The following is a 12,580-nucleotide window of genomic DNA, read 5'->3' on the forward strand; positions in this document are numbered from 1 at the left end:
AAGGATGGATACGTGAGCGAAACAGCCTTGCCAAAAGATGACGTCCAGCCTGTGATTGAAACCCAGGTTGAAACTCCACCGCCGGCCACAGAGCCGCGCCGAGGCAATGGACTGGCCATCGTCGCCCTGTTGCTCGGCGCTGCCGGCGTCGCGATCGGTGGCTGGGGTGTCTGGCAGGTCCGTCACCTGCAGACCAATACTCAGCAACAGTCCGGTGAAGTGCAGGCTTTGAACGATCAGGCGCAGAGCCTGAAACTTAATGAGCAGCGTCTGACCGAGCGTCTCGCGCAGTTGCCGGGTGCTGACGAACTTGCCGAGCGCCAACGACTGGTGACGCAGATTCAGGGTGATCAACAACGCCTCAATCAACGTCTGGAAACCGTCCTCGGCGCCAGCCGCAAGGACTGGCGTCTGGCCGAGGCCGAGCACTTGCTGCGTCTGGCCAGCCTGCGTCTTTCGGCGTTGCAGGACATCAGCAGCGCTCAGGCGCTGGTGCAGGGCGCGGACGAAATTCTTCGTGAGCAAAACGATCCCGGTTCCTTCGCCGCTCGCGAGCAAGTGGCGAAAACCCTGGTGGCGCTGCGCAGCACGGCGCAACCGGATCGCACCGGTCTGTTCCTGCGCCTCGGCGCATTGCGTGATCAGGTCATCGACCTCACCGAGCTGGCGCCGGAGTACAAGGATCGCGGCGAATCGCTGCTGGGCCTGACCGCCGACGGTGACGGCGCCAGTCGTTGGGCGCAGTGGTGGGATAAGGTCTCGCGTTACATCCGTATCGATTTCAATGCCGACAAGAATGTGCGGCCGCTGCTGGCCGGACAGAGTCTGAGCCAAGTACGTCTGGCCCTGAGCCTGGCGCTGGAGCAGGCGCAGTGGGCTGCGCTCAACGGGCAGGCGCCGGTCTACACCCAGGCACTGGCCGAAGCGCGTGATGTGCTCAAGGGCAATTTCAACCCGGACAATCCGCAAAGCAAAGTGATGCTCGAACAGGTCGGCGAGTTGAGCAAGGAGCCGGTTACGGTCACGACCCCGGATCTCGCCGGTACGCTGAGCGCGGTGCAAGCCTATCTTGAGCGACGCAATGTAAATGCCGAAGAGTCGGTGAAACCCTTCGCCAAACCTGCCGCCAACACCGCGCAGGAGACCACGCCATGAAACGCCTGTATGTGATCGTGTTTCTGGTAATCGCGGCGACGGCGGCGCTGGGGCTGGCGATCGCCGAGCATTCCGGTTACGTGCTGGTGGCCTACAAGAGCTTCCGCTACGAGTCGAGCCTGTGGGCGACACTGGCGGTGATCGCAGTGTTGTGGCTGCTGATCTGGGGGATCAAGGCGCTGGTTGAATTGGTCATGACCTCCAGTGGTGTGGTCAACCCATGGTCACGCCGCAACCGCAGTCGCCGCGTGCAAGTGGCGATCGAGCACGGCCAACTGGATCTGGCCGAAGGTCGCTGGGCCAGCGCTCAGCGTCATCTTTATCGAGCGGCTGAGGCCGAGCGTCAGCCATTGCTGTATTACCTCGGCGCTGCCCGCGCGGCCAATGAGCAAGGCAATTACGAAGAGTGTGATCGTTTGCTGGAGCGCGCACTGGAGCGTCAGCCGCAAGCGGAATTGGCAATCGCTCTGAGCCATGCGCAGTTGCAGACCGACCGTGGCGATACCGACGGTGCCTTGGTGACCCTGCAAGCGATGCATGATCGCCATCCCCGCAATGCGCAGACACTGCGGCAGTTGCAGCGCTTGTATCAGCAGCGCGGCGAATGGTCGGCGGTGATTCGCTTGCTGCCGGAGTTGCGCAAGGACAAAGTCCTGCCACCCGCCGAACTGGCTGAACTTGAACGCCGCGCCTGGGGTGAGAACCTTTCGCTGGCCGCCCAGCGTGAAGAGGACGGGACAGTTGGTCTGCAGTCGCTCACGCGCGCCTGGCAGCAACTCACCTCGGCGCAGCGGCTAGAGCCGCCGCTGGTGTTGGCGTACGCCGAACAGTTGCGTCAGTTGGGCGCTCAGGTCGAAGCGGAAGAAGTGCTGCGCACTGCCCTCAAGCGCAAGTACGACAGCCATCTGGCCCGCCTCTACGGTCTGGTGCGCGGCAGCGATCCGGCCCGTCAGTTGCAAACCGCCGAAGGCTGGCTGAAAGATCATCCGAGCGATCCGAGCTTGCTGTTGACCCTCGGCCGGCTGTGTCTGCAAACCAGTCTGTGGGGCAAGGCGCGGGATTATCTGGAAAGCAGCCTGCGTGTGCAGCGCAATCCGGAAGCCTGTGCGGAGCTGGCGCGTCTGCTCGCACAGTTGGGCGATACCGAACGCAGCAATCAGTTGTTTCAGGAAGGCCTCGGTCTGCTCGACGAACGCCTGCTGGCCGCGCCGTTGCCGGTTCCTGCTCACGTCTGAAGTGGTGGGGGAGTTCGCTCCCTCGCGTGTCTTTTGTGGCTGGAATTTCAACTTCGGTGAGTGTCCAGGGCAAATTCCTACAGCGGGTTACATCTATTCCTCTCGAACCTGTCGGGTTTTCCCTACACCTCTGGTGAACTGTCGGCAGGGCCTTGCCTTGAAAGGCTGACACGCTTTCCTCTACCGTAACCGTCTGTCTCTATTGGTACGGAAAAGCCATGTCGTTGGCCTGCTCACGCTCCTTGTTCTTCATGGCTTTCACTGCGGGGGCCTTTGCTCTGGGAGCTTCCTATTATCTTGAATATGCTGTCGGTCTGATCCCATGCAGCCTGTGTCTGGTGCAGCGCCTGTTCCTTACGCTGCTGTGCGTATCCAGCGGTGTGGCGGCGGTGCACGGCCCCATGCGTGTCGGTTTGTGGTTCTACTGGCTGATGACGCTGGGCGCGAGCCTTGGTGGCACTACGGCTGCCTGGCGGCAGGTGCTGATCCAGAGTGATCCGCTGCTGCATCTGCTCAATTGCTCGCCAGCCCCCGAGGCATTGTTCAGTGGTCTGCCGTGGATCTGTGCGCTGCAAAGTATGTTTAGCGGCGGTGCCGATTGTGCGGAAATTTCCTGGACCCTGTTCGACCTGAGCATCCCGGAGTGGAGCCTGTTGTTCTTTGTCGCCGTCTCGATTCTCGCGGTGTATCAGATGTTGCGGCTGGTCTGGAGTGCTCTGCAACGCCCGCTCAGCGGCGAAGCGTCGCACCCGGCGCTGCTGCGGGATTAAACACTTGTATGAACTTTATCTCCTGCGTACCTTGAAGCCATAGGCGTGCGGGCATAATCTGGCCCGCACGTGTCATTGGATTTATGTTGCTCGATGACGCTCTGCCCGGCCGTCCCCCAAGCCAAAATCAAAAGAGGGGCGCGGGTGTAGAGCAGCATGACCCACAAGGGAAGAGAGATCGCCATGCTCGAAAGTTGTCAGAATGCTCAGGAACGTTGGGGTGGAGTTCATCTGCTGATCGACCGCTGGTTGCAAGAGCGTGAAGAGCTGATCGGTGCCTACGATAAACTCGGTGCGCAGCCGGAGTCGCTGGCCGAGAGCCGCAAGCCCTTGCAGGAGTTCTGCGGCGTGCTGGTCGATTACGTCTCGGCCGGGCACTTCGAAATCTACGAACAGCTGACTGGCGAAGCCAAAGCGTTCAACGACAAGCGCGGCCTCGAACTTGCCGAGACGATCTATCCGCGCATCGACGTCATCACCGAGAAGCTGCTCGCCTTCAACGATCTTTGCGATGAAGGCAAGTGCGTAGCCGAGAAGTTCAAGGAACTCGGTGGCCTGCTGCACGAGCGCTTCGAACTCGAAGACTGCCTGATTGAAGTGCTGCACACAGCACACAAGGAAGAAGATCCGGTTCAGGCCTGATCCGAACCCTGATCAAAAAAAACGGTGCGCCCCAAGCGCACCGTTTTTTATTGCCTGCTCAACTCGTCGCGCCGCGCAATTCCACTTCGAACACCAATGGTGTGAACGGGGCGATCAGGTCGCCGGCACCGTCGGCGCCATAAGCTTGATCCGATGGAATCACCAAGCGCCATTTCGCACCCACCGGCATGTTCTGCAGCGCGGTGCGCCAGCCGGCAATCACGCTGTCGAGATTGAACCATTGTGGCTGAGTGTTCTGATCGAACACGGTGCCGTCGGGTAGTCGACCGACATACAGCACCTGCACTTTTCCGTCAGGTCCGGCCTTGGTGCCAGTGCCCGGTGTCAGTTCGGTGAGCAGGATGCCGTCGGCCAGTTCCTTCACGCCCGGTTTGGCTTTTTCTGCGGTGAGAAAACGCTGCTCGTTTTCCATCGCCGCATCACTTGAAGGCTGTGCAGAGTGCTCGGCATTTTGCGCTTCATGATCGGCCAGAATCTGTTCGATGCGGGCCTCGCTCAATGCCAGCGGCTTGCCTTGATAGGCTTGCTGCAAGCCATCGACCAGCGCCTGAATCTGCAATTGCGGGACTTCCTGACGCAGCCGTTCACCAAGGCTGGCACCGAGGCTGTAGGCCAGATCGTGAGCGTCATTCGCGGTGGTTTTTTCGTCAGCGTGAGCGGCCGAAAAAACCATCCAGAGGGATAAAAAAAAGTAGCGCGACATGGGCACACTCCGTCCTGAGATGCGGTGGATTATGCCAGCGCGAACGTCTGCAACGGTGAACTGCTTTTGCCTTCGCGCAGAACATTTTCGATTCGGTGCAACGCAACGCAATCGATACTGTCAAGATGCCCTAGCGGCGGTAACTGCAGAGGTCTAGTATGAGCCGCACTCACGTCAGCCAGGAGGTAAACCATGTCGGCCACCAAGAAGCCTGTAAATACTCCGTTGCACTTACTCCAACAACTCTCGGGCAGCTTGCTCGAGCATCTGGAAAACGCTTGCTCCCAAGCCTTGGCTGATGCTGAAAAACTGCTCGCCAAACTGGAAAAGCAACGCGGCAAGGCGCAAGAAAAACTGCACAAGTCCCGCACCAAATTGCAGGACGCAGCTGCCGCCGGCAAAGCCAAGGCACAGACCAAAGCCAAGGGCGCAGTGAAAGAACTGGAAGACCTGCTCGATGCCTTGAAGGATCGTCAGTCCGACACCCGCAGCTACATTCTGCAACTCAAACGCGATGCCCAGGAAAGCCTGAAACTGGCCCAAGGTGTTGGTCGCGTTCAAGAAGCCGTGGGTAAAGTGTTGTCCTCGCGTGCAGCCAAACCGGCAGCGGCACCGGCGAAGAAAGCAGCTGCCAAACCGGCTGCTGCAAAAGCTCCAGCGAAAACCGCAGCGGCCAAGCCTGCGGCAAAAACTGCTGCTAAAACTACCGCGCCTGCTGCAAAAGCACCGGTGAAAGCCGCTGCAAAACCAGCTGCCAAAGCTGCGGCAAAACCTGCAGTGAAAAAACCGGCTGCAGCGAGCGCTGCAAAACCAGCGGCTAAAACCACGGCGGCAAAACCTGCTGCGCGTACTGCCGCTGCCAAGCCGGCTACCCGTGCCGCCGCTGCTAAACCAGCCGCCAAACCAGCTGCAGCAAAAGCTGCTCCAGCGAAAACCGCCGCTGCTAAACCGGCCGCTAAACCTGCTGCCAAAGCTGCCGCAAAACCTGCCGCTAAAACTGCTACTGCAAAACCAGCTGCCAAGACTGCCGCTAAACCTGCTGCAAAAGCACCAGCAAAAGTTGCTGCCAAACCAGCCGTGAATGCCGCCGCCAAACCGGCAGCCAAGCCAGCCGCTAAACCGGCCACTGCTGCCAAACCAGCGACTGTTGCCAAGCCTGTTGCTGCAAAACCAGCGACTGTTGCCAAGCCTGTTGCTGCAAAACCAGCGACTGTTGCCAAGCCTGTTGCTGCAAAACCAGCCGCCAAGCCCGCTGCAAAACCAGCCGTTAAAAAGCCAGCTGCCGCTAAACCAGCTACCGCTAAACCGGCTACCGCGCCTGCCGCTAAGCCTGCCGCACCGGCAGCGTCGGCTGCGCCATCGGCACCTGCTCCAGCCGCAACTACCTCGACGCCATCGACTGCGCCATCGCCAGCCGCTGTGTCGAGCACCAGCAACAACCCGACCAGCGCTTCCTAAGCGCCGGTTGCCGCGATGCGCAGCACTTGCAGCGCGTCGCGGTTCGGGCTGGCCGCCGCGCCGGCCAATCCCTCAAGCCAGGTTATTGAACCTGCATCGTTTCGCGTCCACTCCTGCGCCACACCCTCAAGCCGTGACAGCAACGCTCGCTCAGCTTCCAGCTCGAGTGATTTGATCTGCTCGCGCATGCCTTTCAACACCGCGTCATCCACCGCCCGCGCTTTCCATTGCATACGCAGGGTTCGCAGCGGCTGCACCACCTCGACATCCCAAGGCTCGGTCAGCGCCTGAAGCAGTCGTACGCGTTGTTGATCACAGGTCACTGCGCGCTGCTCCAGCCATAAACCGCACAGCAGAAGGCATACATTCGCGCCCGCCGTTTGCAGTTGCAGGCAGGCGTCTTCCACGCCCGGTCGGGCGTAGGTGGCAAGGGAAAAGCTCCACAGGTCAGAGGACATCGTGCTACTCGCGCCAGTTGTGAGCGAAGCTGGTAGACTCCGCCGCCATTATGATCCGACTTCAGAACCTGACTTTACAGCGTGGCCCGCAACGTCTGCTAGAAGACGCCGAGCTGACCCTGCACGCCGGCCACAAAGCCGGCCTCATCGGTGCCAACGGCGCCGGCAAATCGAGCCTGTTCGCCTTGATCCGGGGGGAGCTGCACCCGGACTCGGGGGATTGCTTCCTGCCGGCTGACTGGCGCATCGCCCACATGCGCCAGGAAATCGAGACGCTCGAACGCCTTGCCGTCGACTATGTGCTCGATGGCGACCTGCGTCTACGCGAGGTGCAACGTGACCTCGCCGCCGCCGAAGCGGCGCACGACGGTGCCGCTCAGGCCCGTCTGCACTCGGAACTCGACAGCGCCGACGGTTACACCGCTGATGCGCGAGCGCGCAAGTTGCTCGCCGGTCTCGGTTTCACCAACGAGCAGATGGATCGTCAGGTAGGCGATTTTTCCGGTGGCTGGCGGATGCGTCTGAATCTGGCGCAGGCATTGATGTGCCCGTCGGATCTGTTGTTGCTCGACGAGCCGACCAACCACCTGGATCTCGACGCAATCATCTGGCTCGAAGAGTGGCTGAAAAGCTACCCGGGCACCTTGCTGCTGATTTCCCACGACCGCGATTTCCTCGACGAAGTCGTCGATCACGTCGCCCACGTCGATCAGCGCAAAATCACCCTGTATCGCGGCGGCTATAGCGCATTCGAACGCGCCCGTGCCGAACGTCTGGCCCAGCAGCAACAGGCCTACGAGAAGCAGCAGGCGCAACGTGCGCACATGGAGAGCTACATCGCGCGCTTCAAGGCGCAAGCGACCAAGGCCCGTCAGGCGCAGAGCCGGATCAAAGCCCTGGAGCGGATGGAAGAGCTGTCGGCGGCCCACGTTGATTCGCCGTTCGATTTCGTCTTCCGCGAGTCGACCAAGATCTCCAGCCCGCTGATCGACCTGTCCGATGCCAGCCTGGGTTACGGCGACAAAACCATCCTCGAGAAGGTCAAGCTGCAACTGACCCCGGGGGCGCGGATTGGCCTGCTCGGGCCGAACGGCGCGGGTAAATCGACCCTGATCAAGAACCTCGCCGGCGAATTGTCACCGATCGCCGGGCGCCTGACCCGTGGCGAGAACACCGTGGTCGGCTACTTCGCTCAGCATCAGCTCGATTCGCTGGATTCCAAGGCCAGCCCGTTGTTGCACATGCAGCGTCTGGCGCCGACCGAGCGCGAGCAGACCCTGCGTGATTTCCTCGGTGGTTTCGACTTCCGGGGTGCACGCATCGACGAGCCAGTACTGAATTTCTCCGGTGGCGAAAAAGCGCGTCTGGCTTTGGCGCTGATCGCCTGGGAGCGCCCGAACCTGTTGCTGCTCGACGAACCGACCAACCACCTCGATCTGGAAATGCGCCTGGCGCTGACCATGGCGCTGCAGGAATTCAGCGGCGCGGTGCTGGTGGTGTCTCACGATCGGCACTTGCTCAAGAGCACCACCGACAACTTCTATCTGGTCGCTGACGGCAAGGTCGAAGAGTTCGATGGCGACCTCGAAGACTACGCCCGCTGGCTGGTGGAATACCGTCAGCGCAATGCCCCGGTCAGCAATACGCCGGTGAACCCGGACAAGACCGACAAGAAGGCTCAGCGTCAGGCGGCGGCTGCGTTGCGTCAGCAACTGGCCCCGCACAAGCGTGAAGCCGACAAGCTCGAAGCCGAACTGGGCAAGCTCCACGAGAAACTCGCCAAGGTCGATGCCAGCCTCGGCGACAGCGACATCTACGAGCCGGCGCGCAAGAACGAGTTGCGTGATCTGCTCGCCGAACAGGCCAAGCTGAAGGTTCGCGAAGGCGAACTGGAAGAGGCGTGGATGGAAGCCCTCGAGACGCTGGAAAGCATGCAAGCGGAGCTGGAGGCGCTGTCCTGATGGAAGCGTTCAAGCTGCCGCTGCCGGCGGAGTGGATCGAGCCGATCTGGTTTGCGGTGCAGATTCTGCTGATCCTGCTGGCCGGCTACCTTACCCAGCGCTTCGTTGCCAAAGGCCTGACCCGGTTGGGTGAGCGCTATCCGTTCCCGCCGCAACTGCTGATGCCGCTGCGTGGCGTGTTGCGCTGGCTGATCATGGGCAGTGCGCTGATCTTCGTACTGGAACGTCTCGGTGTCTCGGCCACGGTGCTGTGGACGGCGCTGTCGGGGTTCGTTGCGGTGGCGGCGGTGGCGTTCTTTGCGATGTGGAGCGTGCTGTCGAATTTGCTCTGCGCGATTCTGATCTTCACGGTCGGGCCGTTTCGGCTGGGCGATATCGTTGAGCTGGTGGACACCACTGACAAGCCCGGCGTAAAAGGCCGGGTGGTGGCGATCAATCTGCTTTACACCACGTTGATCGAGGCTGAAGAGCTGGGGACTGGCAGCGCCATGGTGCAAGTGCCCAACAGTCTGTTCTTCCAGCGCTCGGTGCGGCGTTGGCGCGGGACTGATGTGTTTCCGTCGAGCGGGTTCGAGAAGTAGATTCTGCGGCGTCTGTTCTGACGCCTTCGCGAGCAGGCTCGCTCCCACATTTGGAATGCATTCCCCCTGTGGGAGCGAGCTTGCTCGCGAAGGGGCCCTCAGCAGCACCCGCAACATTCAGCAAAAAATCGGTAGTCATCCATTCAAACCCGCATTAGCTTAGGCATTTGTCACGAGCATGAGTCGAGGTGTGCGATGGAGCTTCAAACATGGCTGGCATTTTTTGCCGCCTGCTGGGTGATCAGTCTGTCCCCGGGTGCTGGCGCCATTGCGTCGATGTCCAGCGGTCTGCAATACGGTTTCTGGCGCGGTTACTGGAACGCCCTTGGCCTGCAAATCGGTCTGGCGGTGCAGATTGCGATTGTCGGCGCCGGTGTCGGCGCGATCCTGACCGCTTCGGCCACGGCCTTCCACGCGATCAAGTGGTTTGGTGTGGCTTATCTGGTGTATCTGGCCATCAAGCAATGGCGCGCGCTGCCCATGGACATGAGCGATGACGCTGCGATACGGCCGATCGGCAAGCCACTGGCGCTGGTGTTCCGTGGCTTTCTGGTGAACATCAGCAACCCCAAGGCCCTGGTGTTCATGCTGGCGGTGCTGCCGCAGTTCATCAACCCGCATGCACCGTTGCTGATTCAGTATGTGGTGATCGGTGTGACCATGGTCTGCGTCGACCTGATAGTGATGGCGGGCTACACCGGCCTGGCGTCGAAGGTGCTGCGTCTGTTGCGCACACCGCAGCAGCAGAAGCGCATGAACCGTACATTTGCCGGGCTGTTCATTGGTGCGGCGGCGTTTATGGCGACGTTGCGTAAAGCGGCGGCGTAAACATTGCAGCCACAAAAAAGGCGACCTTTGCAGGTCGCCTTTTTTGTGGCCGGTGCCTCGTCCTAAATAAGGTTTACACCTTCTGGCTTCTTATCAGGAGGGTGCAATGGAGACGGGCGAAAAGCGGAGTCAGCGCGATTACACACTGACTTTTAAATTGTCGGTTGTCGATCAGGTCGAAAAAGGCGAGTTGAGTTATAAAGAGGCTCAACGGCGCTATGGGATTCAAGGCCGGTCGACGGTTCTGGTTTGGTTACGCAAGCATGGTCGGCAGGATTGGAGCCAAGGCGCCTCCATTCGCTCTCAGAGGACTCGACCGATGGACGAGCCAACTTTGCCGCTGACGCCTGAGCAGAGAATCAAAGAGCTTGAAGAACAATTGGCGCTGGCCAATCAGAAAGCCAAATTTTTTGAAGACGTGGTCGATGTTCTGAAGAATGACTATGGCGTATCCGTTGTAAAAAAGCGGCCAGGCAAGTCGTTGCGCAAACCCAAACCCTGAGTGTCAGCAGGGCTTGCCAGTTTATGGGAATAAGTCGCCAAGCCTATTACAAGCGAGATCGGGCTTACCGATCCAGGCTTGAGCAAGACCAGAAGCTCATCAAGTTTGTGCATGAGATCCGCTTACGTCAGCCCTGCATCGGTACTCGTAAGTTACATTCGATGATGCATGCCAAACGCGAGAGACAAGAACTGCATGTTGGAAGGGATCGTCTATTCGATGTTTTGCGCGATCATCGACAACTGGTACGTAGAAAACGGGCCTATCACAAGACGACTGACAGCCATCATCGTTTTCGCTGCCATCCCAACCTCCTGAAACCTGGCCCGCATCAAGTGATTGCGACCGGCCCAGAACAAGTCTGGGTAGCAGATATCACCTACATCCCCACACGAGAAGGATCTGTTTACTTGAGTTTGGTGACAGATGCTTACTCGAGAAAAATTGTCGGCTTTCACGTACATGACAGCCTGCACGCCAAATCCGTGGCTCAAGCCTTCCGAAAGGCGCTAAAAGAGCGCCGAACAAAGCAACGACTGGTGCATCACTCGGATCGAGGCGCACAGTACTGCTCTGATCTTTACCAGAAGCTGCACGCCAAACATGACGTCACTTGCTCAATGACCGATGGCTACGATTGCTACCAAAACGCTCTCGCAGAGCGGGTTAACGGCATTCTGAAAACAGAGCTGCTGCTCTACAGGCCAGAAAATCTAGAACAGGCTGAACAGATGGTGCGGGAGGCTATTACGATCTACAACCAAGAGCGGCCGCACCTTTCCTTAAAATACAAAACGCCCGATGCGGTGCATCGGGCGTTAGGGTGAATAGGTGTAAACCTATTTCAGGACTAGACACGGGACGCAGAGCGTCCCGGGATGCATTCCCACGCGGAGCATGGGAAAGATCAGGGGCCAGTCATCAGCGCAGGATCACCGGCGCAGTATCACGCGGCAGATTGTTGCGCTGCGGTGCTTCGCGCGGCTGCTCGTAACCGCCACCACCGAGCTGCATGCTCAGTTGCCCGGCCACGTCTTCACCCAAGGCCTTGGACACGTCACGCACCACCCGTGGGCGGTTCAGCGAGATCTTGATGTCGCGGTGGTTCACCAGTTTGGTGTCCTGCGCTTCGCCCATCGCCGTGAAGGCCGAGGTGATCTCGAAGGTCTTGGTGTTGATCAGGCTGAAGTCCGCCACCAACGTCAGGCCCAGTACCGCCGAATAGCTGTCGGTGTTCGCCAGCTCGTTGACGTCCTGAGTGAAGTCGATGTCCGACACCGTACCAAACAGCACATAGTCGGCGCCTTTGAAGTTGCCGGCCTTGATGCGCTTGATCACGTCGTAGACGTCACCCTTGGACGACGCGGTGTACGGCGTGCCCTGCACCAGCTGGAACATGCCGGTGCGCAGGATTTCACCCTTGATGTCGCCGGTGAATTTACGCAACTCGCCTTGCTCGATGTAGCTGGTGCTCGCTTCGATCTCGTTGTAGCTCGACGAGCCGCTGGAGCTGTAGTAACCCTCGCGATGATTGCTCTGGGCCGAAACGATGTGGATGTATTGCTCCACACGTTCCTGGTACGCCAGATCCGTCACCGCGACTTTCGGGGCCGCTTGCACGCTGAACGCGCAAGCCACGGCCATCATGCCAATCCATGCGCGCATCAATTAACGCTCCGTGGTTTTGCGGATCTCTTTTTCGTCCATCCACTCGGCCAGACCGCTTTCAACGTCGATCAGTTGCAGGCTGAATTTGTAAAAGACGTCCTTGTAGTCGCTGCTGCGCTTGACGATCGAGCTGATCGATCCTTCGATGCGGTACTTGGCGGCAACCATGTTGCCGGTCTTGGCCACGGTGCTCTTCTTGTACAGACCGCTCTGGTTTTGCAGCTTGAGCTGGTCAACCTGGCTCTGCATGGCGTTGTTGTCGCTGGCGAAACGCGCTACACCGGTCTTCATCAGCTGAGTCTTGATGCTGGTGGTGATTTCGCGGGTGTCGATGTACTCGCTGGTCTTGTTCTTCACGTCGTAGACCTGAACCACCGGACGGCCCTGCAGAATGCCGGACTGGGCCAGCGAGCGGGTCATCGACTCGGCGATCATTTGCAGGTCGGTCGAACCGAATTCGTTGGTCACGGTTTCAACCGCTTTGGTGTCGCCGTAGCTGATGTTCTTGCTGCCCAGGGTCGGCGAAGTGTTGGCGCAACCGGAGGCCAGCAGGGCGATAACGGCGATGCAGGAAAAGCGTGCAAACATGGGAATGCTC

The 12,580-nt window shown here is 59.6% G+C and carries 13 protein-coding genes; 9 read left to right on the forward strand and 4 right to left on the reverse strand.

All coding sequences use genetic code 11. The annotated features are described in order from the left end of the window. Positions 1–12: 12 nt before the first annotated feature. From KBP52_RS19625 to KBP52_RS19640, 4 genes are all read left to right on the forward strand, one after another. Positions 13–1,155 (forward strand): uroporphyrinogen-III C-methyltransferase, encoded by a 1,143-nt coding sequence (locus tag KBP52_RS19625; protein ID WP_212620797.1) that lies wholly within the window; start codon positions 13–15, stop codon positions 1,153–1,155. Further along, positions 1,152–2,390: a heme biosynthesis protein HemY gene (locus KBP52_RS19630; protein WP_212620798.1), complete on the forward strand. Its 1,239-nt coding sequence runs from the start codon at positions 1,152–1,154 to the stop codon at positions 2,388–2,390. Before KBP52_RS19625 ends, KBP52_RS19630 begins: the two co-directional genes overlap by 4 nt. Positions 2,391–2,608: 218 nt before the next feature. Next, positions 2,609–3,160, forward strand: coding sequence for a disulfide bond formation protein B (locus tag KBP52_RS19635; protein WP_077575003.1), 552 nt, complete (start codon positions 2,609–2,611; stop codon positions 3,158–3,160). A gap of 183 nt (positions 3,161–3,343) precedes the next feature. Further along, the gene (locus tag KBP52_RS19640; RefSeq protein WP_038359126.1) at positions 3,344–3,802 is read left to right on the forward strand and encodes an Rsd/AlgQ family anti-sigma factor; all 459 of its coding nucleotides are present in this window, start codon (positions 3,344–3,346) and stop codon (positions 3,800–3,802) included. A 58-nt stretch (positions 3,803–3,860) separates the two neighbouring features. Here KBP52_RS19640 and KBP52_RS19645 read toward each other — a convergent pair whose 3' ends face one another. Next, a complete protein-coding gene (locus KBP52_RS19645) occupies positions 3,861–4,526 on the reverse strand; it encodes an FKBP-type peptidyl-prolyl cis-trans isomerase (RefSeq protein ID WP_077575002.1) in 666 nt (221 codons plus the stop codon). 192 nt (positions 4,527–4,718) lie between these two features. Here KBP52_RS19645 and KBP52_RS19650 point away from each other — a divergent pair, with 192 nt between their 5' ends. Beyond that, on the forward strand, positions 4,719–5,984 hold the full coding sequence (locus KBP52_RS19650; RefSeq protein ID WP_212620799.1) for an AlgP family protein: 1,266 nt from the start codon (positions 4,719–4,721) through the stop codon (positions 5,982–5,984). Here the strand turns inward: KBP52_RS19650 and KBP52_RS19655 are convergent. After that, positions 5,981–6,442, reverse strand: coding sequence for a TIGR02444 family protein (locus KBP52_RS19655; protein ID WP_212620800.1), 462 nt, complete (start codon positions 6,440–6,442; stop codon positions 5,981–5,983). The genes KBP52_RS19650 and KBP52_RS19655 overlap by 4 nt on opposite strands. Before the next feature lie 50 nt (positions 6,443–6,492). Here KBP52_RS19655 and abc-f point away from each other — a divergent pair, with 50 nt between their 5' ends. The 4 genes from abc-f (at position 6,493) to KBP52_RS19675 (ending at position 11,141) form a co-directional block, all read left to right on the forward strand. Beyond that, positions 6,493–8,403 (forward strand): ribosomal protection-like ABC-F family protein, encoded by a 1,911-nt coding sequence (gene abc-f, locus KBP52_RS19660; protein ID WP_077574999.1) that lies wholly within the window; start codon positions 6,493–6,495, stop codon positions 8,401–8,403. After that, the gene (locus KBP52_RS19665; RefSeq protein ID WP_064116380.1) at positions 8,403–8,984 is read left to right on the forward strand and encodes a mechanosensitive ion channel family protein; all 582 of its coding nucleotides are present in this window, start codon (positions 8,403–8,405) and stop codon (positions 8,982–8,984) included. The genes abc-f and KBP52_RS19665 overlap by 1 nt, the downstream gene beginning before the upstream one ends. A 195-nt stretch (positions 8,985–9,179) precedes the next feature. After that, positions 9,180–9,812 (forward strand): LysE family transporter, encoded by a 633-nt coding sequence (locus tag KBP52_RS19670; protein ID WP_137218505.1) that lies wholly within the window; start codon positions 9,180–9,182, stop codon positions 9,810–9,812. 106 nt (positions 9,813–9,918) lie between these two features. Continuing rightward, a protein-coding gene (locus KBP52_RS19675; RefSeq protein ID WP_212620801.1) for an IS3 family transposase occupies positions 9,919–11,141 on the forward strand; the annotation gives its coding sequence in 2 pieces (ribosomal slippage) (positions 9,919–10,270 and positions 10,270–11,141; 1,224 coding nt in all). 94 nt (positions 11,142–11,235) lie between these two features. Here the strand turns inward: KBP52_RS19675 and KBP52_RS19680 are convergent. Beyond that, complete coding sequence (locus KBP52_RS19680) at positions 11,236–11,979, reverse strand: penicillin-binding protein activator LpoB (RefSeq protein WP_116028479.1); 744 nt, start codon at positions 11,977–11,979, stop codon at positions 11,236–11,238. Positions 11,980–11,982: 3 nt separating this feature from the next. After that, positions 11,983–12,570, reverse strand: coding sequence for a penicillin-binding protein activator LpoB (lpoB, locus tag KBP52_RS19685; protein ID WP_016772610.1), 588 nt, complete (start codon positions 12,568–12,570; stop codon positions 11,983–11,985). Between the last annotated feature and the right edge of the window lie 10 nt (positions 12,571–12,580).

This window comes from Pseudomonas sp. SCA2728.1_7, assembly GCF_018138145.1.
Classification (GTDB): Bacteria; Pseudomonadota; Gammaproteobacteria; order Pseudomonadales; family Pseudomonadaceae; genus Aquipseudomonas; species Aquipseudomonas koreensis_A.